Source organism: Flavobacterium sp. GT3R68, assembly GCF_007109225.1.
GTDB lineage: Bacteria > Bacteroidota > Bacteroidia > Flavobacteriales > Flavobacteriaceae > Flavobacterium.
The window spans coordinates 127738-152586 of sequence record NZ_VJZK01000006.1; the positions used below are offsets into that span (position 1 = coordinate 127738).

Sequence of the window (24849 nt, forward strand, 5' to 3'; positions counted from 1 at the left end):
TTTTATGAGTGATTTTAATGACAAGCAAATTCATATTCTTCAGGTAGCCGAAAAGCTATTTACAGAACATGGCTTTGATGGCACCTCCATCCGGGATATCGCAAAAGAGGCCAAAATCAATATTGCGATGATATCCTATTATTTTGGCTCCAAAGAAAAACTACTGGAAGCACTGATTATCACAAGAATATCCGATTTGCGCCTGCAGATTGAAAACCTTTTCAAGGAAGAATTAACTCCTTTCGAAAAAATTGACCGACTCATCGAATTATACATCACTCGCCTGAACAAAAATCGGGGTATGTATCAAATCCTGCATTTCGAAATTTCCACCAAAAAAAGAGACATCAATTTTGAGGCTTTTAATGAGGTAAAAAAATACAATCTGGTAGCGTTGCAGAATATCATTGATGAAGGCCAAGCTAAAGGGATTTTCAAAAAAGATATTACGGTAGAACTGATTCTGCCAACCATAATGGGGACCTATTTTCATTTTCACATGAATCGGACTTTCTACAAAGAGTTATTGAACCTTCGGAATGATGACGATTACAATACTTACATCCACAGCACTTTAATTATACACATTCAGCAAACTATAAAAGCCCTTTTAAAATATGAAGCGTAGACAACTATTGCTTTATGCGATGTTATTCTTCGGATTTACATCCATTCAAGCCCAGCAAAAAACAAATCTGAATCTGCGGGAAGCCATAGAATTGGCATTGACCAAAAGCAATGAGGTGAATTTGGCCAACACTAAAGCAGAGACCAAAAAGTACGAGTTGGAATCTATGAAAAACAACCAGTATCCGGATTTTAAAGTATCGGGACAATACCTGCGATTGACCAATGCAAAGGTAGATTCCAATTTAAGTTCAGGGGATTCGAACGGTCCGCCTCCAAAAATAGACCAGCTTATCATTGGCCAGGTTAATACCAGCCTTCCGCTTTTTTCGGGATTTAAATTAAAAAACAGCATCAAGGCTTCAGAAAGTTTACATCAGGCAGAAAAAGCGAATGCGGCGCAGACCAAAGAAGAAATTGCGATGAGGGTTGTGGAATATTACGCCAATTTATACAGAGCACAAAAAGCGGTCCATTTGATAACCGAAAATCTAAAGAGCGCCGAGCAACGGGTAACCGATTTTACCGCAATGGAACAAAACGGAATTATCGCTCGAAATGATCTACTGAAATCCCAATTGCAGCAATCCAAAGTTCAGTTGTCGCTGGATGAAGCCTATAAAAATGTTGCCGTAATTAATTACTATTTGGTTACACTTCTGCATCTTCCTGAAGATTACCGCATTGGCATCGATGAGCATCAGTTTGATGACGAGCAGCCTATCAATATCATACACAGTGAAGAAAATGCATTGAAAAACAGGAAAGATCTCGAAGCGGTTCATTTTCTACAGAAGGCCAGTGAATGCAATATCAAAATTGCAAAGAGTGGCTACTACCCTTCCATAGCTTTAGTGGGTGGCTACGCGTATCTGGATTTAAAAAACGCCATTACTGTTACCAATGCCATCAATTTTGGTGTGGGTGTATCTTATGATTTAAGTTCGATTTTCAAAAATGGATCTTTTGTAAAAACGGCCAAAAGCAAATCCTTAGAGACGCAACAGACTGAAAGTATCTTATCGGAAAACATTAAAGTCGAAGTGCAGCAATCTATTGAAAATTACAATTTGGCCTTAAAGCAAAACTTAGTTTACAAACAAGCGATTAATCAGGCAGCGGAAAATTACCGGATTGTAAAAGACAAATACGATAATGGGCTTTCCAACACTACTGATTTGCTTGAAGCCGATGTGGAACAGTTAAATTCACGAATCAATCATGCGTATTCCAAAGCCAACATCATGCTTAAATATTATGAAATGCAATCGGTTTCAGGGCAATTAACACAATCTTTCAATCTTTCAAAATAACAGAACCCATCTCATGGAAAAGAAAAAAACCAACAAAAAATTTATAGCCATCTTATCTGTTTTACTTGTATTGGGTGTAGTATATGGAAGCTACAAATACATTCATTCGCTTTCGCATGAAGGAACAGATGATGCGCAGATAGAGAAAAATATGAACCCAATTATTCCAAGATTGTCGGGTTATGTGACGAAAGTATACGTCAAAGACAATGATTATGTCAAAAAAGGTGATACACTTTTCAAGATTGATAACAAAGATTATTTGGTAAAATTGGAAGATGCAAAAGCGGCATTAGTGGCAGCCGAAAGCAATTTTGAGGTTTCAAAAGCGGATGTTGGAAGCGCTATGGCGAGCGTTTCTGTATCGGATGCGAATGTTCAGTCGGCCGGTGGCAATATCGAAACTGCAAAAATCAGGTTGGGCAGAGCTACCAATGATTTCGAACGTTATGATAATTTATATAAAAACCATTCGATTACCAAACAACAATACGAGCAGGCTTTGGCCGCGAGACAGGAAGCTGAAAGTCAATTGAGAATTTTACAGCAGCAACAAAAAGCAAGTAATTTCCAAAAATCGGTTATTGTAGCCAAATCGAATGTATCGAACAAAATGACAGAAGTAGCCGCTGCCAATATCAAACGTGCACAAGCCATGCTGGACGCTGCGAAATTGAATTTGGATTATACCGTTGTTACCGCTTCTATTGATGGACAGGTTTCAAAAATTGCTATTCAGCCGGGACAATTGGTTCAGCCGGGACAATCCTTATTTTACATCATCAACAATGAAGAAGCTTGGGTTATTGCGAATTTCAAAGAAACGCAGCTGAACAAAATGAAAATGGGCCAAAAAGTAACCATCAAAGTCGATGCCTATCCGGATACTGATTTTGAGGGGGAAATTACTTCTTTCTCACCGGCAACAGGTTCTAAATTCTCTTTACTTCCGCCTGATAATGCTACCGGAAACTTTGTAAAAACCATTCAAAGAATACCTGTAAAAATTAGTCTGAATGCCTCTAATGACGCAGAGAAAATAAAATTGCTCCGCTCTGGAATGAACGTTGACGTAGATGTACATTTAAAGTAAGATTCTGAACAGCTAAATCTAAATATCTGAACTCATGGTAGAAGGAGACAGTTTAGTCGAATACGGCTTCAGAAGGGTCATCATAACAATCACCGCAGTGCTTTGTGCGTTGCTGGAGATTGTCGATACCACTATCGTAAACGTGGCGCTAAACAATATGCGTGGAAGCCTTGGCGCTACTTTAACGGACGTTGCATGGGTTATTACCGCTTATGCAATTGCGAACGTAATTGTGATTCCGATGACGAGCTGGTTGTCTCAGCAATTTGGCCGCCGGAATTATTTCGCCACTTCCATCATTATATTTACTGTTGCGTCTTTCCTTTGCGGCAATGCCACCAACATCTGGGAGCTGATTATTTTCAGATTCATCCAGGGATTAGGCGGTGGTGCATTATTGGTGACTGCCCAGACCATTATTACCGAAAGTTATCCGATTGCCAAACGTGGAATGGCGCAGGCCATCTATGGCATGGGGGTTATTGTGGGGCCGACTTTAGGACCGCCGTTGGGAGGTTATATCGTTGATCATTTTTCATGGCCATATATTTTTTACATCAATATTCCGATTGGAATCATTGCAACTTTTTTGACGTTGGTATTTGTCAGAAGTCCTAAATATGGAGAAAAATTAAAAGCCTCTCAAGTCGATTGGTGGGGAATTGTATTCCTTATATCTTTTGTGGGTTCTTTACAATTTGTTTTGGAACATGGACAGCAGGATGATTGGTTTAATGATAAGCGGATTGTCTTTTTAAGTGTATTATCCGTTTTCGGTTTATTACTATTTATCTGGAGAGAACTTACTTATAATCATCCTATTGTGAATTTAAGGGTTTTAAAAGACACCAATTTGAAGGTCGGAACCATTATGTGTTTCATTCTCGGATTTGGATTGTATGGCTCCACTTTTATCATTCCGCTTTATACACAATCTGTTTTAGGATGGAGTGCTTTGGATGCCGGTTTATTGTTGATTCCAAGTTCTATCACTACCGGAATCATGATGCCCATCATTGGCCGATTGATTCAAAAAGGAGTGCCGCAGGCATATATGGTTTCAGCAGGATTTTTGATCTTTTTCATTTTCACGTTTTGGATGCATAATGTCATTACGCCGGATACCGGAGAAGAACACATGTATTGGCCGCTGGTTTTGCGAGGTGTTGGATTGGGGCTTTTATTTGTTCCGATAACTACACTTTCACTATCAACCTTAAAAGGGAAAAGTATTGGTGAAGGAGCCGCTTTTACAGGAATGATGCGACAATTGGGTGGTTCATTTGGTATTGCGATTATTACCACTTTTATCGCCCGTTTTAACCAGCAGCATCGTGTAAATTTGGTTTCCCATTTAGATAAAAGCAGTTTTGAAGTACAACAACGGGTCCTGCAATTACAACAAGGATTCATGTCTAAGGGATTTTCGGCTAATGAATCGCTGAATAAAGCCTATCAGGCTATAGATTATGGTGTGATGAAACAAAGTGCAGTTTTATCATACATGGATATCTTCATGTATTTAGGCATCTTATTTCTACTTTGTATTCCGTTTATGTTAGTGATTAAAAAAGGAAAAAACAAAGTGGATCGTTCCGAAGCAATGCATTAATTTCAATACCAAAAAAATATATATTTTCAGAAAACTCCGAATCCTTTTCGGAGTTTTTATTTTGTGAAAATGCAAGAAACACAGTCTTCTAAAAGGAAAATGTACTTTAATGAATTTCTTATATTTGACTGTAATTTAACTTTAAAAATACTGTTCTATCTGGTAAAAACAATTGTGCTCCCTTTCGATAAATTAGCATCAAACCGGTATCCATCATAATTGAATCCTTTCAGATCTTCGAGAGTCTGGGCATTAGTATCGATAATATACCGCACCATTAACCCTCTGGCTTTCTTCGCAAAGAAACTTTTCATTTTCAGCTTCCCATCTTTGTAATCCTTAAATTCAGGTGTAATCACAGGAACTTTCAACGCTTTTCCATCTACAGCCGAAAAATATTCACTACTGGCCAGATTGACAAACAATTCTTTCTTGGTCAATTCCTTATTTAGCGCTTTGGTAATTTTTGGTTTCCAGAATTCATACAGGTTTTTATCTTCGCCAATTGGCATTTTAGTGCCCATTTCCAATCGATAAGGCTGAATCAGATCTAACGGTTTAAGTAATCCGTACAATCCAGAGAGGATACGCAGACGGTCTTGCAAATCATCCAGTTTTTCTACTGGAATTGTATAGGCATCCAAACCTAAATAAACATCACCTGCAAAGGCAAAAATTGCCGGACGGGCACTTTCCGCAGTAAAAGGGGTTTTCCAATGCTTATTGCGTTGCCAGTTCAAGTCAGCCAGTTTTTCGGAAATATCCATCAGCTCCGCTAAATCTTTAGGCGATTTTTGTTTTAAAACTTTGTGAACCTGCCGCGCTTCTTTTAGAAAGGTACCCTGAGTATGCTTTACAGTGGGCAGTTGGGTTTCAAAATCCAAAGATTTGGCAGGCGATAGGACTATTTTCATGGGTATTGATTAATGTTCAAAAATACAAATTCCCGCCTTATTACAACAAAAGCAATCATCTAAAAAATGCTAAAAATCACTGATCATTTACCCTAAAAGAATAAATTAAATGTTTTATTAGAATAACGGCATCGAAAAATTGCTTAAATTTGATAGATAAGAAATTCATTATTAGCAGTTTAAATTTATAAAGTAATCATTCATTACAATAACTTAATTACAATCGCTATGAAAAAATTAGAATTCGAAGTCGATATCGACGCACCCAAAGAGAAAGTATGGGACACACTTTGGGCAGGACCTACTTATGAAAAATGGACCAACGCGTTTAATAAAGGTTCCAAAGCGGTAACAGACTGGAAAGAAGGAAGCAAAGTTTTATTTATATCGGATAAAGGCGGTGGTATGTACAGTAAAATAGCCAAAAGCGTTCCTAACACCATGATGTCCATCGAGCATCTGGGTGTCCTAAAAAATGGACATGAACAGCCGCTTCATAAAGAAAGTCTTAAATGGTCCGGTGCAATGGAAAACTATATGCTTGAGGAAAATCAGGGAAGAACCCGCCTTAAAGTAAATATGGATACCACCGAAGAATTCAGCGCTTACTTTAAGGAAAAATTCCCTCAGGCATTAGAAACTGTCAAAATGTTGGCCGAAGACAAAGAAGTCAAAATAACCGAAGACAAGGAAGCCCATATTAAAGATTATCCGTGATAATTACGTCTCAGTTTAAATATAGCCCCGAAATGGGGCTTTTTTTATTCTCAAAAACTACTGGTACTATTTTCAAACAGACCGATGTTGATAATAAGAATTTATTTATATTTGGAATTATAACCTCGAACAATCTAATCTATAAACAATGGCAGCAGTAAATCCTTATTTAACCTTTAACGGCACTTGCGAAGCAGCATTCAATTTTTACAAATCGGTATTCGGCGGGGAATTTCCATACATAGGGAAATTCAAAGACATGCCACCAATGGATGGCTGTGGCGAAATTTCAGAGGCGGATGGTGAATTAATCATGCACGTTTCCCTTCCTATTAGCAAAGAAACGATATTAATGGGCAGCGATAGTTCGGAAGCATTCGGACAGGCTACCGTGGCCGGAAATAATTTTTCGATTTCTATCAATGCTGAGAGTAAGGAAGAAGCTGACAAATTATTCGACGGACTTTCTGAAGGCGGAAAAGTAACAATGCCATTGAATAAAACGTTCTGGGGTGCTTACTTCGGAATGTTTACAGATAAATTTGGTATCAACTGGATGGTTAACTTTGATGAAAGTCCTAAATCATAACACATAAATAATAAGCTCCAGATGGGGCTTTTTTAATTCTCTTCTTCGTCGCTGTGATGCGATTTGGAATAATTACGCCATTTCTCAATACAATCCTGCATATCCTGTGGCAATTCGGTGTCAAAACGCATCATTTCTCCGGTAGTCGGATGAACGAATCCCAAGGTTTTGGCATGCAAAGCCTGACGCGGCAATATTTTGAAACAATTATCAATAAACTGTTTGTATTTCGTAAATGTGGTTCCCTTCAAAATCAAATCTCCACCATAACGCGCATCATTGAAAATTGGATGACCAATATGTTTCATGTGGACACGAATCTGGTGTGTTCGTCCTGTCTCCAGAACACAAGATACCAACGTCACATAGCCAAAACGCTCCAATACCTTGTAATGGGTCACGGCTGGTTTTCCAATTTCAGGATCTGCAAAAACCGACATCTGCATGCGGTCTTTCACGTGTCGGGCGATATTACCCTCAATCGTTCCTTCATCCTCTTTCATCGTTCCCCAAACCAAGGCAACGTATTCCCTTTCCGAAGTTTTTGCTTCAAATTGCTTCGCCAGATGTGTCATTGCCGCTTCCGTCTTTGCAATTACCAAAAGCCCAGTAGTGTCTTTATCGATACGATGCACCAATCCTGGACGCTCGCTGCTGTTCTTTGGTAGATTTTCAAAATGGTAAGCCAATGCATTCACCAGAGTTCCGGTGTAATTACCGTGACCTGGATGCACAACTAATCCTGCCGGTTTGTTGATCAATAAAAGCGCATCATCCTCATAGACAATATCCAACGGAATATTCTCCGGATCGACACGGTTTTCAAATGGCGGATGGCTCAACATAATGCGCACCACATCAAAGGGTTTCACTTTATAGTTTGACTTTACCGGAAGGTCATTCACATAAATATCACCTGCGGTTGCCGCATTCTGAATTTTATTTCGGGTTGCATTTGGAATCAGGTTCATCAAAAATTTGTCGATTCTCAAAAGCAATTGCCCTTTGGGAACATCAAATCTAAAATGCTCAAATAATTCGTCTTCTATTTCGTCTACTTCTGTATTCTGATCGTTATTCATTTGGTGTTTCCGTATCTAAACTGTCTAATTCCGCTTCTTCAAAACCCACTTTTCCATCTCCAAGAACTAAATCAATTTTGGACGATTTAAAAATCTTATCGCCGGGATTCAATTTTTTTCCATTGCAATGCATCTCCAGCACCATATCCTTCCCTAAGTAAGGCTTATAGGTGATTTCGCCCAGTTCCAGTCCTAATGCCTTCAATGTTGGCACCGCCTGACGGTATGTTTTCTCTATCAGGTTTGGAATTCTCACCGAGGTAAACCCCGAAGAATTGATCTTAATATATATTTTTCTGTTTTTCTTTACTTTCGCGCCCGGCAAAGGATCCTGCTCCACAACACTGTGTTTCGGATAATCCTTGTTATAATCGACACTGTCCAACAGCACATAGTCCAAATCCAAATCGTCCAGCTTCTCTTCTACCTGATCCTCACTTAGTTTAGCAAGATTCGGGACCGTAATTTCATTCCCGTGATCAGTCGTAAAAGTCAACCAATGCATAAACAAATAACCCAAAACAGCAATTATCGAAATCGCAATGAGAACCTGAATGGCAAAAACGCGGCTGGTAAGATATTTTCCTAAACTCATATAAATTTTATTTAGCGCAAAGATATAAATACTAAAGGTTTTTCCTTTCAACAAAAAATGATATTTTTGTGTAGCTAAAATTTTATTTGAAGCTATTCCCGCTATTCGCTATATCCACGTAAAAAAACGTGGGATGCCGCTGTTATCGGGGCTAAAAAAGCAGTAACAACTACCTATTCAGAATTAAAACACAGCAATGAAAAATATAGCGATCATCATGGGAGGGTTTTCCAGCGAATTTGAAATTTCGTTAATCAGTGGAAACGTCGTTCACCAATATCTTGATAAAACCAAATACAACGGATTCCGAATCCATATCTTCAAAGAAAAGTGGGTCTATGTTGGCACTGATAACGCTGAATTCCCAGTCGACAAAAATGATTTTTCTGTAACTGTTGACGGTAAAAAAATCAAATTTGATGTTGTTTTCAATGCCATCCATGGAACACCGGGCGAAGACGGACTGATGCAGGCCTATTTCGAATTAATCGGCATGCCACAAACTTCGTGCGATTATTATCAGGCAGCTTTAACGTTCAACAAACGGGATTTATTGTCGGTCCTGAAACCATACGGCATAAAAACAGCCACTTCTTATTATCTGAATCAAGGAGATAGTATCAATACGGACGAAATTGTAAAAAAAGTAGGCCTGCCTTGTTTTGTAAAACCCAACAGAGCGGGTTCCAGTTTTGGAATCTCCAAAGTGAAAACCGCGGCCGAATTGCCAATTGCCATTGAGACCGCCTACAAAGAAGACAATGAAATCATTATTGAAAGCTTTCTGGACGGTACCGAAGTTTCGGTCGGCGTCATCAATTACAAAGGAATTGTAACCGTTTTGCCAATAACCGAGATTGTTTCCGAAAATGATTTCTTTGATTATGAGGCCAAATATTTAGGAAAATCAGAGGAAATCACTCCTGCCCGAATTTCTCCTGAAATGACTGAAAAAGTGGGCGCCATCGCCAAGAAAACGTACGAAGTATTGAAAATGAAAGGTTTCTCCAGAAGCGAGTTCATCCTTGTTAATGATGAACCATATATGCTCGAAATGAACACCATTCCCGGATTAACCACCGAAAGCCTGATTCCCCAGCAAGCCAATGCCGCCGGTATTTCATTAGAAGAGTTATTTACCAATGCTATCGAATTGGCTTTGCCTAATTAGGTATTATTTTGGTTAACTTTGTTAGGCAATAAAATCCGTATTTATGGCGGATCCATTTTTATATCATGAGAAAAGCAGTATTCCCAGGGTCATTTGACCCCATCACTTTAGGACATTTCGATATCATCAAAAGAAGCATTCGGTTGTTTGATGAAATCGTTATTGCCATTGGCGTCAATGCCGAAAAAAAATACATGTTTTCATTGGAGGACCGCAAAAGATTCATCGAGGAAACATTCAAAGACGAACCATCTGTCTCCGTCATCACATATGAAGGCCTGACCATTGATTTGTGCAACAAACTAAAAGCGGCTTTTATCCTCAGAGGTTTGCGTAATCCCGCCGATTTCGAATTTGAAAAAGCCATTGCCCATACCAACCGAAAATTATCCGGAATCGAAACCGTTTTCCTGTTAACTGCTGCCGATACGTCATATATCAGTTCCAGTATAGTACGCGACGTTATCAGGAATGGCGGCGAATATGAAATGCTGGTTCCAAAAGCGGTTCGTATTAAATAATAAGCAAAACCGTATTTCGCAAAATAAAACAGACACTATTATAATGAGTATAGAAAGAGAATTGAATAAACGCAGTGCTTCCAAATGTGAGTTATGCGCTACAACCGAAAACCTAAGAGTTTATCAGTTATTGCCAACAAAAAAAGGCGGATTGGAGGAAAGTATCCTGGCTTGTGAAACTTGTATTGACCAAATTGAAAATCCGGATAAAGTAGATTTAAACCATTGGAGATGTCTTAACGACAGCATGTGGAGTGAACATACTGCTGTACAAGTGGTAGCCTGGAGAATGTTAAGCCGTCTTCGCGCAGCTGGCTGGCCGCAGGAATTATTGGATCAGATGTATCTGGATGAAGATACCTTAGCATGGGCACAAGCAACCGGAGAAGGTGAAGAAGATGAAAATAAAGTCATCCACCGCGACAGTAACGGTGTAATTCTGGAAACTGGTGATTCGGTAGTTTTAATCAAGGATTTGAAAGTCAAAGGTTCCAGTATGGTAGCCAAGCAAGGTACTGCCGTTCGTAATATCCGTCTGGATCATGAAAATGCCGAATACATCGAAGGTAGAGTCGATGGCCAGACAATTGTCATCATTACGCAATACGTTAAGAAAATATAAATTTCAGTTTTATTAGAAAAAGGCTGTCAATCCAATTGGAACTGACAGCCTTTTTTGTATCCATTTCAGAATAGTTTACTCTTCTTCTTTCTTGATGACTTTTCGGGCCACTTCAATTTTAAACTTCTTGCCTTTCATTTTTTCGTCCTTGATCGCATGAAGCAGGTCTTTTACTTTATTGAATTTCACTGCCGCAAAAGAAATGAAATCTTTTACTTCAATCAACCCCAAATCCCCTTTTTCCAATTTTCCTTTTTGTGAAAAGAAACCAACGATGTCAATTTTGTTCAGCTTGTTTTTCTTACCGCCACTGATATAAATCGTTTGGAATTCAGGAGGTTTCGGTAATGAAGTTGCGTTATCGACTTTCAGGGCTGTCATTCCGTAGTCGATATAATCCATTTTTTTCTCACTTTCATGAGCAATGATATAGGCCGTTCCGGAAGCTAACATACGAGCGGTTCTTCCGTTTCTATGGGTAAATTCGTCTTCTTTCGATGGCAGGTGATAATGGATAACGTGTTTCATTTCCGGGATATCCAAACCACGGGCAGCCAAATCGGTGGTAATTAAATAGCTCACGCTTCCATTTCTGAATTGGATTAGTGCGCGTTCTCTTTCATCCTGATCCATTCCACCGTGATAATACGTGGAATAAATTCCTCTTTCATTCAGCGTGTCACTGATACGTTCAGCTGCATCACGATGATTACAGAAAATCAAAGCCGATTGCGATTTTAACGAACAAATAAGATTGAATAAGCTTCCGATTTTATCTTTCTCTTTCGAAACCACCATTTTCATCGTAAGGTTGCTTCGTTCTTCTTCTTCCGGAATAAAATCCAAAATGGTCGGATTGATAACTCTGGTATATTTTGGAATTTCAATATCAGAAGTGGCCGAAACCAAAACCCTTTTATTCAGCTTGGTCAATTTCCCAATGATGAACGACATCTGCTCATGAAAACCCAATTGCAGGGATTTGTCAAATTCATCCAAAATTAACGTTTCGATTTTGTCCAGACGGAAAGTTCCCCTGTCAATATGATCGGCAATACGTCCCGGAGTTCCAATTAAAACCGCAGGCGGATTGCTTAAATTTTTGATTTCAGTATCGATCGAATGTCCGCCATAACAAACATTCACTTTATAATCCGTACCCATTTTTTTCCAAACCTGCTCAATCTGCAATCCCAATTCTCTTGAAGGAACCAAAATTAAACACTGTACAGAGAGTATTTCCGGTTTCAGCATTTCAAAAATCGGTAGTAAAAATGCCAATGTTTTTCCGGAACCTGTCGGTGATAGCAAAAGGATATTATTATCGCTCAGAATGGTTTCCTGAGCTGCAACCTGCATTTCGTTTAGGCTGTCAATTCCTAAATTTAAAAGTATATTGTTCGAATGATGTTTATTTTTCATGGCGCAAAGGTAGAATCAATTATGAAATATAAGTAAGGAATTGGCAGTTTTGTAACAAATCTCATTTTATCAGAACCAGAAAACGAAAACAATTACGAAAATAATTACATTTGATTTCCTTTTATAAAAACCTATATATGAGATTTTTCACTATTCCATTTTTACTGTTAACTTTTTCAATGGTGGCACAAAAAAGCAACAAATACGATACTTTTTTTGAGAAAGGAAACGGAAACCAATCGGCATCTTATCAGGAAACTATTAACTATTATACGCTTTTGGCGAAAGATTTCCCAACTATTAAAATGCAGGAAATGGGATTGACCGATAGCGGAAAACCGCTTCATATGATTATCTTCAATCCGGAAAAACGATTTGATTTCACAAAAATCAATACTTCTAAAGCAGTAATCCTTATCAATAATGGAATTCACGCAGGAGAACCCGACGGAATCGATGCCACAATGCTATTGTTTCGGGATTTGGCGTTAGGTAAAATTAAGGCACCGAAAAATACCGTTTTGGTAACAGTCCCTATTTATAATATCGGCGGTGCATTGAACCGGAATTCGACTACAAGAGTAAATCAGGATGGCCCTGAAGAATATGGTTTCCGGGGCAATGCCAGAAACTACGATCTGAACCGTGATTTTATCAAATCGGATGCCAGAAACACCAAAAGCTTAGTGGAGATTTTCCATGTAACGAATGCCGATGTTTTTATGGATAATCATGTGAGCAATGGCGCGGATTATCAATACAAGCTGACGTATATTATGACGCAGCACAATAAATTGGGCCCGGATTTAGGGAATTACCTGAAGAATGAAATGATGCCGGTCTTGGTCAAGGATTTATATAAAAAGAATATGGATGCCACACCGTATGTAAATGTCTGGAATGGCACACCGGATCAGGGATTTGCGCAGTTTTTTGAAAGTCCGCGCTATGCTACCGGTTATACATCATTATTCAATACTATTGGTTTTGTTGTCGAAACGCACATGCTTAAAAAATATGCAGATCGTGTGAAGGCAACTTATGAATTCATGGTCAGCACCATTGATTTCACTGATAAAAATTTCCTTGCCATTAAAGCAATGCGCCTAAAAAACGAGCAGCATTATCTGCCAAAAAAATCATATCCGATACAGTGGGAAATCGACAGTTCGAAAGTCACAACGATTCCGTTTTTAGGATATGAAGGAAGTTACAAAAAAAGTGAGGTTACGACCGGAGACCGTTTGTTTTATGATCGCAAAAAACCGTTCAAAAAAGATATTCCATATTACAAGGAATACAAATCGGTGAAAGAAGTAATTATCCCGAATGCATACATCATTCCGCAGGGATTTTGGAATGTTATCGATTTACTGAAAAGCAACCACATCACATACACGCAGCTTCAGAACGACACGATTATTGAAGTTGAAAGTTACAGGATAGCCGAATATAAAACTGCGACAAATGCGTACGAAGGACATTATCCGCATCGCAATACAAAGGTTGCTTTCAGCAAAATTAAAGTGGCTTTCGCCAAAGGAGACTATGTTTTTCCGACGGCACAAAAAGGAGTCAAATATTTATTGGAAACCCTTGAACCGGAAGCCTTAGACAGCTTTTTTAACTGGAATTTCTTTGATACCATTTTACAGCAAAAAGAAGGGTATTCGGAGTATGTTTTTGAAGATTTGGGGGCCCAGCTTTTAAGGGAAAACCCAAAATTGAAGGCCGAATTGGAACAGAAGAAAAGCTCGGATAGTGACTTTGCCAAAAACCCCAATACGCAATTGAACTGGGTTTATATGCATTCGATTTATTACGAGAAAGCGCATTTACAGTATCCGGTGTACCGTTGGATCAAATAAGAAAAGCTCCTTATTGAAGGAGCTTTTCTGTTTCAAATAATAACTTTATATTTTCATAAGAATTTTGCAAAGCTTCCTGAATCTGTGCGGGATTTTTCCATTCCACTTTTTCAATTCCTTCATCGGCCTGGCCAAGGGGAGTTCCTTCAAAATCGGTTTCCATTTCGAACCAATGAACTATCTTTAATTTATAGACCCCATTGCGTTTAAATACGTGGTAGGTTTTCTGCAGTTTCCTTTTAATTCTCAAACCCGTTACCCCAGTTTCTTCTTCCACTTCCCGGATTGCGGTATTCTCAATTTCTTCTTTTTTCTCGATTCCGCCTTTAGGCAAATCCCATTTTCCGTTCCTGAAAATAAACAAAACTTCGCCTTTCTTGTTATACACCAACCCTCCGCCGGCTTTATTGACGGGAATTTTAGCTTTCAGAGTCTTCATAATTTCCTTTTCATCCGGATGAAAGAGATAGGCTTTCTGAATTTTATTTCGAAACATTTTGACAATAAGATGCTTAATATCAACACTATCCAGCAAGAAAAATTGGAAATCTGTCTCTTTGAAGATTTCATTTGTCAAAAAAAGTGGTTTATCGTTCACAAAAACTTTATACATTTGTAATATGATTTTTAATAAAGACACAGCCGAAAAAACAGCCGAATTGCTTTTACAAATAAATGCAATTAAATTGAATCCAGGAAATCCTTTTACATGGGCTTCCGGTTGGAAATCGCCTATTTATTGTGATAATAGGATAACACTCTCATTTCCATTGATTAGAAATTACATTCGGGATGAGTTTTCTAAAAACATTGAAAAACAATATGGAAGACCCGATGTAATTGCCGGAGTGGCTACTGGTGCCATCGGAATTGGCATCCTGGTTGCCGAAAGCCTGGGATTGCCATTTGTCTATGTGCGGCCAGAACCAAAAAAACACGGCAGACTGAATCAGGTGGAAGGCTTTTTACAGAAAGGCCAAAATGTGGTGGTGATTGAAGATTTAATCAGTACCGGAAACAGCAGCTTGCTTGCAGTGGAAGCATTACGCGCAGCGGGAGCCAATGTAAAAGGCATGGTTGCTATTTTTAGTTACGGATTTAAGGTTGCCGATGAGAATTTCAAAAAAGCCAATGTAGAATTATTCACGTTGAGTAATTATGAAAATTTACTTCATGAGGCAGTAGCCAAAAGATATATTACCGAGGATGAAATACAAGCTTTGCAGGAATGGAGAATCAGTCCGTCTACCTGGGGAGTTGAAGTTTAGCATTGACATCTAAAACTCAAAACGCCTACACTAATAACAAATCGAAACCAAACCATGAATTTAGAAAGCCCAAAAGTTACCGTAGAAAAATCAGCTGATTACATCTTTAATGCGTTGACTGACGTAAAGAATTTCGAAAAATTAATGCCTGAGAATATTGCCAAGTTTGAAGTATTGGATGAAAACTCTTTTATTTTCGGATTAAAGGGAATGCCGGAAATCAAGCTGAAAATGAATGAAAAAGCGGCACCAAATAAAGTAGTTCTTGGTTCGGCCAGCGATAAACTCGCTTTTACCTTAACGGCTGACATTAATGCTGTTACGGAGAATACCTCAGATGTAAAACTAAATTTTGATGGAGAGTTCAATGCGATGATGGCCATGATGATTAAAGGCCCAATCAGTAAATTCATAGAAACTCTGGCCCAAAACATGCATAAATTATAATAAAAATTTTTTATATTTTTATCTAAAAGCCCTTTAGTCCGTCTGAAGGGCTTTTTTATTAATTCAAAACTTCTATTAATGTGTTTTTATCGAGTTTTCATGCTTGTCATAGACAAATTTTGTGCGACAGTAAATATTGAATTAACTTAACTCTCAGATAACCACGATTACTAACCCCAAAGGAAAAAAGATAAAGCACAAAATCTATGCTAAAAACAGACCCCCAGTTAAAGAGCAACGATTGCGGAATCAGTTCCATAAAAACTATTTTCAATCTTTATAAAAAAAATATTTCTCGAAAGTACATCGAGCAGAATGTGCCATTGGAGGAAAAAGGATCAAGAATTACTGATATAAAGAAATTTTTTGACACTAACGGCTTTATTGCGAGCTTTAGATTACTGGAAGTTAATTACATCAATGGAAATATTCTTGCCGTAAAAGAGCTGTTTCCATTCATCCTGCCTATCCAAAATAAAAAAGGCCTGCATTATGTAGTTGTCGACGGGATGAAAGGCCAAAAACTCAAAATATACGACCCGAGCAAAGGAAAGGAATACTATCTGTCGCTTCAGGAAATAAAAAAAATCGCCCATTTTACAGAAAACCATTGGGATTTGGCCGATACCGAAGAAAAAATTATTGCCTTTTGTAAAAAAGATCTTGAAGAATATCATATCAATATTGAAACGGCATTACTGGAAAATGGTCATGCCGAACTCTACAACAAGCTAACTTATTTTACATACCTCAAAAGTAATTTTGGGTTTAAGGATATCGTAGCAGAGAAAAACTTTCTCAACGATTTATTAAAAAATCAGGAGATATCTTCGGTTCCCCGCAATTTCAAAACCTTAAAATTCAACAAAGACCAATTAAAAAACACATCGCCTCTTATCCTGGTCGTAAAACCGGATCCGGATAAAGAAGCCATTCCATTACCAAAAGAAGAAAACACCAATTTGTATTGGAGACTGTTCAAACAATTGGGGGAATTTAAAAAGTTATGGTACATCTACATTTTTGCTGCCGTATTTTCGGCCAGTACTGCGCAGATTGCTGTATTTACCAACCAGATTTTAATTGACGATGTCCTTCCCTCCTATAACCTGAATACCTTGGTTCTATTTGCCGTCGGCTTAGGTGTTTACAAAATTTTTGACATCATCACAACGATATACAAATCCTTTGTAGGGATACATTTGGGTAATATATTAGACAAATATTTTCTGTTTTCATTTGATAAAAAAATCAACAATTCCAGTCTTTCTTATATCCATTCTTATAAAAAAGGGGATTTGATGGAAAGAATTAGCGATGCACTAAAACTGAAGACGTTTTTCCTTAAATTCTTCACCAGCATCCTTGTTGATATTTTTGTATCTGTCTATTCCCTCGCCGTATTATTTTTTATAAACAAAATGTTGACCGTAGTGGTACTTGGAGTTATGGTTTGTTTCTATATATGGTTCAAAATAATTACACCCTACCTCAAACAAAATGAAAGACTGCGGTACATGCGAAAAGCGGATTTCCTGTCCAAAATGATGGAAAAAGTAGAAGGAATCCAGGTTATCAAAAGTTTTAAAATCGAACAGTTTCACTCTGATAAAGTCTTTGGAAGCATCAACGAATATTTGAAAATCCAGCTTAAGAACGGATACATTGACCTGCTGAACAAAATCATTGTAGCGTTAATTGTCATTGTTTCTTCTGTGTTTATCATGGTATATCTGACCAAAACCGCGATGCTGACCCAGTTGATCACCTTGGGACAAATTGTGACATTCATCGCGCTGTCATCTAAGATTTTTTCTTCCCTCAAAAGCATTCTCGATGACAACTTATCGTTGCAGGAAAATGAAGTTATCCTTAAAAGATATTTGGACTTCGATGAAGAAAGTAAAAAAGTTACCAGAAAAGGAATCTCCGAATTCGAAATTGAACACATCGAACTTCAAAATCTGAATTACGGTTATGTTCCAAATGAGCTTATTCTGAAAAATATCAATCTTCAGATACAAAAAAACCAAAAAATAAAGATTGAAGGACAAAACGGCTCGGGTAAATCAACCTTCAGCAAAGTGCTGACCACCCTTTATCTGCCAAATTCCGGTACTATTCTGATTAATGAACGGGACCGTAAATTTTACAATGACGACCGAATGAAAGATAAAATCCTGCTGGTGACTACCGAGGATATTTTATTTAATGATACTATTCAGAACAATATTGCATTGGGAGCCGACATTACGATTTCGGATATTATTGACAAGGCCAAACAGATTAATTTTTATGATTTTATCGCATCAAAAGAAGAAGGATTGGATTTTCTTATCAATGAAAACGGGAAAAACTTCTCGACCGGGCAACGTAAAAAGATACTGTTATTAAGAGCCCTGTTTTCTAAAGCAGAAATAATCATTCTGGACGAAGTGCTTTCCGGAATGGACAATGAATCGAGACAAAAAGTAGAAATGCTGATCAATGATGATGATTCGAAAACCTATATCATTATTTCTCACGAACCGGTAAATAACATCATATTTTCTAAAAAATATAAAATACAAGATGGAGAACTCATTTTACTATAACACCAACGCAATCCACTTTATAAAAATCCTGTACAGGATTTTTGTAGCCTTTCTGGTAATTATATTAATTTTAATATTTACCCTGGAGATGAACGATGCTGTAAAATTCAAAGATGGTCAAATCTATTCGGACACACCACAATTGAAAATTAATGCTCCGAATGAGGTCAAGATTTTGAAAGTTTTGGTTAAAGAAGGACAAGAAGTCAAAAAAGGAGATACACTTTTTGTATTGGAAAACAAGAAAACCAAATCCGAATACGACGTCGCCAATATGGATGTGGATATGATGGAAAATAAAATAGACATCATTCATAAATTGATTGCCAGTACAAAAGAACGCAAAAATTCATTGACCCAATTATTGGGTATACAATCCAATATTTACCGTACCGACAGAAAAAAAGCCGAACAGGAAATCGCTTCCTTAAACAATAAAATTAATCTGTCATCCCAACAAACAAATATTCTTACCGATAAGTATAAAACGGATTCGCTGCTTTACGCGAAAGGTGCCATATCCAAATATGAACTTACCGAAACCAAAAGCAGAAACCTCGATGACAAAAAAGGACAAGTTGATATTTCTTCAAGTTACAGCTTGAAAAATTATGATTTTGAAAATCTGGCCAACAATTACCAAAAAACCAACAATGATTTAAAAAGGGCGATTATTGATATCGATAACCAAATCCAGAATTATGAAAGAGATATTCTGGAACTTCAGGCTTTGATAGCCGACAGGAAGTACAACCTTACCTATTTTGAAGATGAATTACAGAAATTGAATATCGTTTCCCCGATCAACGGAACAATTTCGAATCTATTTAATGTGAAGCAAAATTTAGAAATTATCAATAAGGGAGAAATCCTTACCATTATTGCACCCAAAAAAGAGAATTTTTATGCCAAAATCATTTTGGACGAAAAAGACATCGCATACATTAGGAAAGGTCAGGAAATAAACCTCAAACTTGATGCTTACAATTACTATAAATATGGCGCCATTAAGGGAAAAATCACTTATGTTTCGCCATCAGATGTTGATCAGACTTTTTACTGCCTGGCCGATATGCAGAAATACAATTCGAATATCAGACTCAAAGCAGGTTATGTACTTAAAGGCGAAGTAATCATTGAAAAAATGCGTCTTTTCCGGTATATAGCTAAAAAATTATTTAACAAAATTGATGATGGTGTAAATTAACAATGATGAAGAATATCCTTTATATTTTGTCGTTTTTCATTTTCTCAAATTTATTTTTTGGGCAAGAATCGCTTTCGTTTAATGATTGCCTCAAGCTGGCCATCAATAACAACGTGACAATCAAAAGCGCCTATCTTTCAGAAAGAATAGCGTTATATCAATTACGGACAGCACGCGGCCACCTACTTCCCGAAATCGAGGGAAATGTGGAAAACAAGTATTCCTGGGGACGTGAAATCGACCCGACTACCAATACTTTTGTTGACAAAGACCTTAAATCGTATACAGGCAATCTTAGCGCCACGCTAAATCTTTTCTCCGGATTTATAAACATCAAATCCATCAAGGCTGCCAAACAGGAACTGGAAATAAATAAAGCCTATGTCCAGCGAATTAAAAATGACATCACCATTGAACTGGCTCAAAAATACATTACCATTTTATATTTGGAAGAAACCATTTTGGTCAACCAAGAACAGATAAAAGCGAGCGAAAAGCAACTGGAAATTGCAGATTTAAAATTTAAATCAGGTGTAATTGCCGAAAGTGAAGTCTTTAAGATTCAATCCCAAAAAGCTACCGAAGAACTATTGTTGATCAATAATCAGAACCTGTTAGCCTCAAATTATATTGATTTGAAACAATTGATGAACATTCCCTTGGACCGTAATATCGTGTTAATTAAACCTAATCTTGTGTTGTCGGAAAACCAAAATCAATTTGAAAACCAATTTTCATTGATTCGGAATGCCATCGACATCCATCCTGCATTCCGAATGAGTGAACTGATGGCACAAAAAGCTAAAACAGATATTGCAATTGCACGATCTTATCGAATGCCTTCCTTGATAGCAAAATTTACATATGGTTCAAAGTACAGCAACAATGACCCCTTGGTAAGTTTTGAAGATCAAATTGATGAAAATCTGGCGCGCGGTCTAAAATTAACGATGGTCATTCCCATTTTTAACCAATTGGAAACTAACTATCGGATAAAACAACGCAAACTTGCTTATGAGCAGTCCCGACTGGAAACCCAACTGGAAGAAAACAGGTTGTCAAAGGTGGTTTTACAGGCCATCAATGATACTAAAGCGGCTTTAAAAAAGCAGGAGTCCTCCTCTATTGCCTATGAATTCGCCCGAAAAAGTTTTGATTCGGATCAATTGAAATATGAATTGGGAAAAATAAATATTAACGAAATCAATTTCACAAAATCCAATTTTAAAAGTGCTCAGGCAGAATTGATTCGCGCCAAATATGAATTGCTTTTCAATAATGCGCTGATTAATTTTTATTTAGGAGAAGATTTTACGCTTTAAAACTAATACAACATCTGAATTTCTTTAATATCAAAAGAGGCAATGGAATCGTCTTCCAACAAGATTTGCAATCGTCCAAAATCATTAACATGCTGAATGATTCCCATGAACTTTTCGCCTTTAGGATTTTCAAACGGCATCGGAATTCCCTTTTTGAAAAGACTGTTGTTGTATTGTTGCCATAAATCTTGTGACTGATGATTCTGCAATTTGAAAATCTGCAATTTCATCTCTTCGACAATTTTAAAAAGCAACTGTTCTTTATCCAAATCCATATGCATAATTACCGCCAAAGAAGATGCTTTTGGAAGATTCTCAAAATTAATTTGATTCACGTTGAGTCCTAGTCCGACAACCGAAATAATCTCACCATTGGTTTTAATACTGTTTTCAATCAGAATACCACCAATTTTCTTATTATCTGACATAATGTCGTTAGGCCATTTGATAGTTAATGCAGGAACTCCAATATTTTCTAAAGCAGTAATAACACTCAGCGAAATGGCAATATTGAGATTATAAATCTGACTAATATCTAACAATATGTTTTTAATCAAAATACTCATTATTAAGTTTTTACCAATTTCAGAATCCCACGTGGACCCCATTTGTCCTTTGCCTTTGCTTTGATTTTCGGCAGTGACTACGGTATAATTTTCGACTGTAGAATCGTTTGCCAGAGCCTTGAGAAAGTCATTCGTGGAATCTATGGCATCGAGTTTGATTAATTTCATTGGAAAATTTTTGGGTAACACAATTTAATCTCATGTTAAGGTTCAAAATTAAACACAAAAATGGTAACTTTGCACAATATAGAAAAATAATAAATGACGAAAAAGAATATAAATAATGACGTTTTGCTAGCGAACATCATTAAGGGAATTGAAGAAGTTAAAGGAAATGATATCGATATTCTGGATTTGAGAGAAATTGACAATGCTGCTTGTGATTATTTCATTATCTGTAATGGTAATTCCAACACGCAGGTAAATGCAATTGTAAATTCAATCCAAAAAACAGTTTCAAAAGAACTAAAAGACAAGCCTTGGCATGTTGAAGGAATGGAAAATGCCGAATGGGTTTTGATGGATTATGTGAATATCGTTGTGCACGTTTTTCAAAAACAAATTAGAGAATACTACAACATTGAAAGCCTTTGGGGCGATGCAAGAATTACTACTATTCAAAACAAATACTAAAAAGAATTAAAAATTAATGGCTAAAGATAATAATCCCAACCCGAAGAAAATAAAAATCAGTCCTTGGCTGATTTATGGTGCTGTTGCATTAATTTTTATATTCATCTTTATTACAGGCGGCAACAGTTTTCAGGAACCCCTAAAAACCTCTTCATCAAAATTTAATGATTTTCTTGAAAAAGGTCAGGTACAGAAAGTACTGGTATACAATAAAACCCAGGCTGAAGTGTATCTTACTCCCGAAGCTTTAAAAGAAAAAACCCATAAAGCCGTTGCAAAAGACATGTTGAATAACCCCAACAAAGGGCCTCATTATTCTTTCGACATTGGTAATGATGAGATCTTTCAAAACAAACTGGAGAAAGCTGTAAAAGACGGGAAACTAAAAGATTATAGTTTTTTACCGAAAAGTAATTGGAGCGAATTATTACAGATGATTCTTCCGTTTGCGTTAATTATTGGACTTTGGATATTCATCATGAGAAGAATGTCAGGCGGAGCCAGTGGAGGAAGCGGCGGAGGCCAAATCTTCAATATTGGTAAATCAAAAGCCAAACTTTTTGACGAAAAAACAGATATCAAGACTACATTTAAAGATGTAGCGGGTCTGGAGGGTGCAAAAGAAGAAATACAGGAAATTGTAGAATTTCTTAAAAACCCTGAAAAATATACAAATCTGGGAGGAAAAATTCCCAAAGGCGCTTTGCTGGTAGGACCTCCGGGAACAGGAAAAACATTATTGGCCAAAGCCGTAGCCGGCGAAGCTAAAGTTCCCTTCTTCTCTTTGTCCGGTTCTGACTTTGTGGAAATGTTCGTAGGTGTTGGAGCTTCCCGTGTACGTGATTTGTTCAAGCAAGCGAAAGAGAAGGCCCCGGCGATTATCTTTATCGATGAGATTGATGCCGTAGGTAGAGCTCGTGGAAAAAGTAATATGTCAGGCGGAAACGACGAACGTGAGAACACTTTGAACCAATTACTTACCGAAATGGACGGTTTTGGAACCAATTCAAATGTAATTGTTTTGGCCGCCACTAACAGAGCGGATGTGCTGGACAAAGCGTTAATGCGTGCTGGACGTTTTGACAGACAAATTTTCGTTGACTTACCGGACGTACGCGAACGTAAAGAAATATTTGAAGTACACCTTGCCCCTTTGAAAAAAGTAGAAGGATTGGATACTGACTTTCTTGCCAAACAAACACCAGGTTTTTCAGGTGCAGACATTGCCAATGTATGTAACGAGGCGGCTTTAATTGCTGCCCGTCACAATAAAACTGCAGTTGACAAACAGGATTTCCTTGACGCGGTGGACCGTATTGTTGGAGGATTGGAAAAGAAAAATAAAATTGTTACCCCAGAAGAAAAGAAAGCCATTGCCATTCATGAGGCTGGACATGCAACTGTAAGCTGGATGCTGGAACATGCGGCACCGTTGGTAAAAGTAACGATTGTTCCCCGCGGTCAAAGTCTGGGAGCAGCCTGGTATTTACCCGAAGAAAGGCTGATTGTGCGCCCTGACCAAATGTTAGATGAAATGTGTGCGACAATGGGTGGAAGAGCAGCTGAAAAAGTAATTTTCAATGAGATTTCCACGGGAGCATTAAGCGACTTGGAGAAAGTAACAAAACAAGCCAGAGCGATGGTTACCATTTACGGTTTGAATGAAAAACTGGGAAATGTCACTTATTATGATTCGTCCGGACAAAATGAATACAATTTCTCGAAACCATATTCTGAAGAGACTGCCATGATTATCGATAAAGAAATTTCATTATTGATTGAAAGCCAATATATGAGAGCGATTCATATCCTGCAGGAAAATAAAGATAAACTGAACCAATTAGCTGATATTCTGATAGAAAAAGAAGTTATCTTCAAAGATGATTTGGAAGCTATTTTTGGAAAACGAACTTTCGATAAAAATCTGCAGGAAGAAACTTCTCTGTAATTAAAAAATATTCTCCTTTTTTATAAAAATCTTAATTCAAAAAACGCTTTTGAATTAAGATTTTTTTATCTTTGAAAGTTTTCAAACGACAACCTTAGCATTTGAATCTATAATATGAGTCTTTTCAGAAAAATTTTTGGTTCTGGTAACGATTCCTCTGATGAGGAAAATCACAGTGAGTTTAACAATTCTGCTTTAAATTTATCATTGCCTGTTGATGAAAGATTTACTTTTAATTTTAAAAAAAATGGAGGTAAATTTTTATACTGCGAGAATTTAAATGAGGTTAAGGAACATTTTGAAAATATTTTAGAAGAAAACGACTGGTTTGAATCGGAAGCGCTTTGTTATGAGCCTAAGCTATTCAGTATGCTGGATGAAAACAAAATCAACCACGACAAACCTGCCAACCCAAAATTTCTTTTGGCATCCTGCGAAAATCTTATCGCTGATGAAGGCTCCGTATTATTTTCGTCAAGTCAGATCAAACAGAACAAACCAAACGAGCTACCCGTTAATATCGTAATTTTGGCCACTACCAGCCAAATTCTGGAAAGTAAAAGCGACGGACTTCGAATGATCAAAAAGAAATACGAAAAAGATTATCCTACCAATATCACTACCATAAAATATTTTGAGAAAGTAAAAGAAGAAGATTTTCTGCATTACGGAAGTTCTGCCAAAAACCTATATTTGTTGCTTCTAGAAGACCTTTAAG

The 24849-nt window shown here is 37.4% G+C and carries 24 protein-coding genes; 18 read left to right on the top strand and 6 right to left on the bottom strand.

Going from position 1 to position 24849, the window contains the following annotated elements:
- The first annotated feature begins 4 nt into the window (after positions 1 to 4).
- Genes FNW07_RS11935 through FNW07_RS11950 form a run of 4 tightly spaced genes read left to right on the top strand, consistent with a single transcriptional unit; the run spans position 5 to position 4645 of the window.
- Positions 5 to 628 carry a TetR/AcrR family transcriptional regulator gene (locus FNW07_RS11935; protein WP_126743982.1) on the top strand — a complete coding sequence of 208 codons (624 nt, stop codon included), beginning with the start codon at positions 5 to 7 and terminating at the stop codon, positions 626 to 628.
- The gene (locus FNW07_RS11940) at positions 618 to 1940 is read left to right on the top strand and encodes a TolC family protein (protein WP_126743983.1); all 1323 of its coding nucleotides are present in this window, start codon (positions 618 to 620) and stop codon (positions 1938 to 1940) included. Before FNW07_RS11935 ends, FNW07_RS11940 begins: the two co-directional genes overlap by 11 nt.
- A gap of 13 nt (positions 1941 to 1953) precedes the next feature.
- Positions 1954 to 3033 carry an HlyD family secretion protein gene (locus FNW07_RS11945; RefSeq protein ID WP_126743984.1) on the top strand — a complete coding sequence of 360 codons (1080 nt, stop codon included), beginning with the start codon at positions 1954 to 1956 and terminating at the stop codon, positions 3031 to 3033.
- A gap of 34 nt (positions 3034 to 3067) precedes the next feature.
- Positions 3068 to 4645, top strand: coding sequence for an MDR family MFS transporter (locus FNW07_RS11950; RefSeq protein ID WP_185964648.1), 1578 nt, complete (start codon positions 3068 to 3070; stop codon positions 4643 to 4645).
- Positions 4646 to 4800: 155 nt separating this feature from the next.
- Here the strand turns inward: FNW07_RS11950 and yaaA are convergent, their stop codons facing one another.
- The gene (gene yaaA / locus FNW07_RS11955; protein ID WP_126743986.1) at positions 4801 to 5559 is read right to left on the bottom strand and encodes a peroxide stress protein YaaA; all 759 of its coding nucleotides are present in this window, start codon (positions 5557 to 5559) and stop codon (positions 4801 to 4803) included.
- 228 nt (positions 5560 to 5787) lie between these two features.
- Between yaaA and FNW07_RS11960 the strand changes: the two genes are divergently transcribed.
- Together FNW07_RS11960 and FNW07_RS11965 are read left to right on the top strand one after the other, a co-directional pair.
- Complete coding sequence (locus FNW07_RS11960; RefSeq protein WP_126743987.1) at positions 5788 to 6276, top strand: SRPBCC domain-containing protein; 489 nt, start codon at positions 5788 to 5790, stop codon at positions 6274 to 6276.
- A 148-nt stretch (positions 6277 to 6424) separates the two neighbouring features.
- Positions 6425 to 6865, top strand: coding sequence for a VOC family protein (locus tag FNW07_RS11965; protein ID WP_126743988.1), 441 nt, complete (start codon positions 6425 to 6427; stop codon positions 6863 to 6865).
- 32 nt (positions 6866 to 6897) lie between these two features.
- Here the strand turns inward: FNW07_RS11965 and FNW07_RS11970 are convergent, their stop codons facing one another.
- Both FNW07_RS11970 and FNW07_RS11975 read right to left on the bottom strand, forming a co-directional pair.
- Positions 6898 to 7947 (bottom strand): RluA family pseudouridine synthase, encoded by a 1050-nt coding sequence (locus tag FNW07_RS11970; RefSeq protein WP_126743989.1) that lies wholly within the window; start codon positions 7945 to 7947, stop codon positions 6898 to 6900.
- Positions 7940 to 8542, bottom strand: a complete 603-nt coding sequence (locus FNW07_RS11975) for a PASTA domain-containing protein (RefSeq protein ID WP_126743990.1) — start codon at positions 8540 to 8542, stop codon at positions 7940 to 7942. The genes FNW07_RS11970 and FNW07_RS11975 overlap by 8 nt, the downstream gene beginning before the upstream one ends.
- 196 nt (positions 8543 to 8738) lie before the next feature.
- Between FNW07_RS11975 and FNW07_RS11980 the strand changes: the two genes are divergently transcribed.
- The 3 genes from FNW07_RS11980 to FNW07_RS11990 all read left to right on the top strand — a co-directional run bounded on the left by FNW07_RS11980 (position 8739) and on the right by FNW07_RS11990 (position 10856).
- A complete protein-coding gene (locus tag FNW07_RS11980; RefSeq protein WP_126743991.1) occupies positions 8739 to 9713 on the top strand; it encodes a D-alanine--D-alanine ligase in 975 nt (324 codons plus the stop codon).
- Positions 9714 to 9778: 65 nt separating this feature from the next.
- On the top strand, positions 9779 to 10234 hold the full coding sequence (gene coaD, locus FNW07_RS11985; protein WP_126743992.1) for a pantetheine-phosphate adenylyltransferase: 456 nt from the start codon (positions 9779 to 9781) through the stop codon (positions 10232 to 10234).
- Positions 10235 to 10277: 43 nt separating this feature from the next.
- A complete protein-coding gene (locus tag FNW07_RS11990; RefSeq protein ID WP_126743993.1) occupies positions 10278 to 10856 on the top strand; it encodes an alkylphosphonate utilization protein in 579 nt (192 codons plus the stop codon).
- 75 nt (positions 10857 to 10931) lie between these two features.
- On the opposite strand, the gene FNW07_RS11995 is transcribed toward FNW07_RS11990, so the two are convergent.
- Positions 10932 to 12278 carry a DEAD/DEAH box helicase gene (locus FNW07_RS11995; protein ID WP_126743994.1) on the bottom strand — a complete coding sequence of 449 codons (1347 nt, stop codon included), beginning with the start codon at positions 12276 to 12278 and terminating at the stop codon, positions 10932 to 10934.
- 137 nt (positions 12279 to 12415) lie between these two features.
- Here FNW07_RS11995 and FNW07_RS12000 point away from each other — a divergent pair, with 137 nt between their 5' ends.
- Positions 12416 to 14146, top strand: a complete 1731-nt coding sequence (locus FNW07_RS12000) for a M14 family metallopeptidase (protein ID WP_126743995.1) — start codon at positions 12416 to 12418, stop codon at positions 14144 to 14146.
- A 10-nt stretch (positions 14147 to 14156) separates the two neighbouring features.
- On the opposite strand, the gene FNW07_RS12005 is transcribed toward FNW07_RS12000, so the two are convergent.
- On the bottom strand, positions 14157 to 14759 hold the full coding sequence (locus tag FNW07_RS12005) for an NUDIX hydrolase (protein WP_126743996.1): 603 nt from the start codon (positions 14757 to 14759) through the stop codon (positions 14157 to 14159).
- A 7-nt stretch (positions 14760 to 14766) separates the two neighbouring features.
- On the opposite strand from FNW07_RS12005, the gene pyrE reads away from it, so the two are divergent.
- The 5 genes from pyrE to FNW07_RS12030 all read left to right on the top strand — a co-directional run bounded on the left by pyrE (position 14767) and on the right by FNW07_RS12030 (position 20984).
- Positions 14767 to 15414, top strand: a complete 648-nt coding sequence (gene pyrE, locus FNW07_RS12010) for an orotate phosphoribosyltransferase (RefSeq protein WP_126743997.1) — start codon at positions 14767 to 14769, stop codon at positions 15412 to 15414.
- Positions 15415 to 15468: 54 nt separating this feature from the next.
- Positions 15469 to 15861, top strand: a complete 393-nt coding sequence (locus FNW07_RS12015) for an SRPBCC family protein (protein WP_126743998.1) — start codon at positions 15469 to 15471, stop codon at positions 15859 to 15861.
- A 206-nt stretch (positions 15862 to 16067) separates the two neighbouring features.
- Positions 16068 to 18455, top strand: a complete 2388-nt coding sequence (locus FNW07_RS12020; RefSeq protein WP_126743999.1) for an ABC transporter transmembrane domain-containing protein — start codon at positions 16068 to 16070, stop codon at positions 18453 to 18455.
- Positions 18433 to 19662: an HlyD family secretion protein gene (locus FNW07_RS12025; protein ID WP_126744000.1), complete on the top strand. Its 1230-nt coding sequence runs from the start codon at positions 18433 to 18435 to the stop codon at positions 19660 to 19662. The genes FNW07_RS12020 and FNW07_RS12025 overlap by 23 nt, the downstream gene beginning before the upstream one ends.
- Before the next feature lie 2 nt (positions 19663 to 19664).
- Positions 19665 to 20984 carry a TolC family protein gene (locus FNW07_RS12030; protein WP_126744001.1) on the top strand — a complete coding sequence of 440 codons (1320 nt, stop codon included), beginning with the start codon at positions 19665 to 19667 and terminating at the stop codon, positions 20982 to 20984.
- Between the two features lie 2 nt (positions 20985 to 20986).
- On the opposite strand, the gene FNW07_RS12035 is transcribed toward FNW07_RS12030, so the two are convergent.
- The gene (locus tag FNW07_RS12035; protein WP_126744002.1) at positions 20987 to 21718 is read right to left on the bottom strand and encodes a biotin--[acetyl-CoA-carboxylase] ligase; all 732 of its coding nucleotides are present in this window, start codon (positions 21716 to 21718) and stop codon (positions 20987 to 20989) included.
- A 93-nt stretch (positions 21719 to 21811) separates the two neighbouring features.
- Between FNW07_RS12035 and rsfS the strand changes: the two genes are divergently transcribed.
- The 3 genes from rsfS to FNW07_RS12050 all read left to right on the top strand — a co-directional run bounded on the left by rsfS (position 21812) and on the right by FNW07_RS12050 (position 24848).
- Positions 21812 to 22183 (top strand): ribosome silencing factor, encoded by a 372-nt coding sequence (gene rsfS / locus FNW07_RS12040; protein WP_126744003.1) that lies wholly within the window; start codon positions 21812 to 21814, stop codon positions 22181 to 22183.
- A 16-nt stretch (positions 22184 to 22199) separates the two neighbouring features.
- The gene (gene ftsH / locus FNW07_RS12045) at positions 22200 to 24131 is read left to right on the top strand and encodes an ATP-dependent zinc metalloprotease FtsH (protein WP_126744004.1); all 1932 of its coding nucleotides are present in this window, start codon (positions 22200 to 22202) and stop codon (positions 24129 to 24131) included.
- Positions 24132 to 24245: 114 nt separating this feature from the next.
- Positions 24246 to 24848, top strand: a complete 603-nt coding sequence (locus FNW07_RS12050; protein WP_126744005.1) for a lactate utilization protein B/C — start codon at positions 24246 to 24248, stop codon at positions 24846 to 24848.
- Position 24849: the final 1 nt, after the last annotated feature.

Bases quoted from the DNA above. Each gene is read 5' to 3' on its own strand.
- FNW07_RS11935 (WP_126743982.1), top strand. From the start codon at position 5: ATGAGTGATTTTAATGACAAGCAAATTCATATTCTTCAGGTAGCCGAA.
- FNW07_RS11940 (WP_126743983.1), top strand. From the start codon at position 618: ATGAAGCGTAGACAACTATTGCTTTATGCGATGTTATTCTTCGGATTT.
- FNW07_RS11945 (WP_126743984.1), top strand. From the start codon at position 1,954: ATGGAAAAGAAAAAAACCAACAAAAAATTTATAGCCATCTTATCTGTT.
- FNW07_RS11950 (WP_185964648.1), top strand. From the start codon at position 3,068: ATGGTAGAAGGAGACAGTTTAGTCGAATACGGCTTCAGAAGGGTCATC.
- yaaA (WP_126743986.1), bottom strand. From the start codon at position 5,559: ATGAAAATAGTCCTATCGCCTGCCAAATCTTTGGATTTTGAAACCCAA.
- FNW07_RS11960 (WP_126743987.1), top strand. From the start codon at position 5,788: ATGAAAAAATTAGAATTCGAAGTCGATATCGACGCACCCAAAGAGAAA.
- FNW07_RS11965 (WP_126743988.1), top strand. From the start codon at position 6,425: ATGGCAGCAGTAAATCCTTATTTAACCTTTAACGGCACTTGCGAAGCA.
- FNW07_RS11970 (WP_126743989.1), bottom strand. From the start codon at position 7,947: ATGAATAACGATCAGAATACAGAAGTAGACGAAATAGAAGACGAATTA.
- FNW07_RS11975 (WP_126743990.1), bottom strand. From the start codon at position 8,542: ATGAGTTTAGGAAAATATCTTACCAGCCGCGTTTTTGCCATTCAGGTT.
- FNW07_RS11980 (WP_126743991.1), top strand. From the start codon at position 8,739: ATGAAAAATATAGCGATCATCATGGGAGGGTTTTCCAGCGAATTTGAA.
- coaD (WP_126743992.1), top strand. From the start codon at position 9,779: ATGAGAAAAGCAGTATTCCCAGGGTCATTTGACCCCATCACTTTAGGA.
- FNW07_RS11990 (WP_126743993.1), top strand. From the start codon at position 10,278: ATGAGTATAGAAAGAGAATTGAATAAACGCAGTGCTTCCAAATGTGAG.
- FNW07_RS11995 (WP_126743994.1), bottom strand. From the start codon at position 12,278: ATGAAAAATAAACATCATTCGAACAATATACTTTTAAATTTAGGAATT.
- FNW07_RS12000 (WP_126743995.1), top strand. From the start codon at position 12,416: ATGAGATTTTTCACTATTCCATTTTTACTGTTAACTTTTTCAATGGTG.
- FNW07_RS12005 (WP_126743996.1), bottom strand. From the start codon at position 14,759: ATGTATAAAGTTTTTGTGAACGATAAACCACTTTTTTTGACAAATGAA.
- pyrE (WP_126743997.1), top strand. From the start codon at position 14,767: ATGATTTTTAATAAAGACACAGCCGAAAAAACAGCCGAATTGCTTTTA.
- FNW07_RS12015 (WP_126743998.1), top strand. From the start codon at position 15,469: ATGAATTTAGAAAGCCCAAAAGTTACCGTAGAAAAATCAGCTGATTAC.
- FNW07_RS12020 (WP_126743999.1), top strand. From the start codon at position 16,068: ATGCTAAAAACAGACCCCCAGTTAAAGAGCAACGATTGCGGAATCAGT.
- FNW07_RS12025 (WP_126744000.1), top strand. From the start codon at position 18,433: ATGGAGAACTCATTTTACTATAACACCAACGCAATCCACTTTATAAAA.
- FNW07_RS12030 (WP_126744001.1), top strand. From the start codon at position 19,665: ATGATGAAGAATATCCTTTATATTTTGTCGTTTTTCATTTTCTCAAAT.
- FNW07_RS12035 (WP_126744002.1), bottom strand. From the start codon at position 21,718: ATGAAATTAATCAAACTCGATGCCATAGATTCCACGAATGACTTTCTC.
- rsfS (WP_126744003.1), top strand. From the start codon at position 21,812: ATGACGAAAAAGAATATAAATAATGACGTTTTGCTAGCGAACATCATT.
- ftsH (WP_126744004.1), top strand. From the start codon at position 22,200: ATGGCTAAAGATAATAATCCCAACCCGAAGAAAATAAAAATCAGTCCT.
- FNW07_RS12050 (WP_126744005.1), top strand. From the start codon at position 24,246: ATGAGTCTTTTCAGAAAAATTTTTGGTTCTGGTAACGATTCCTCTGAT.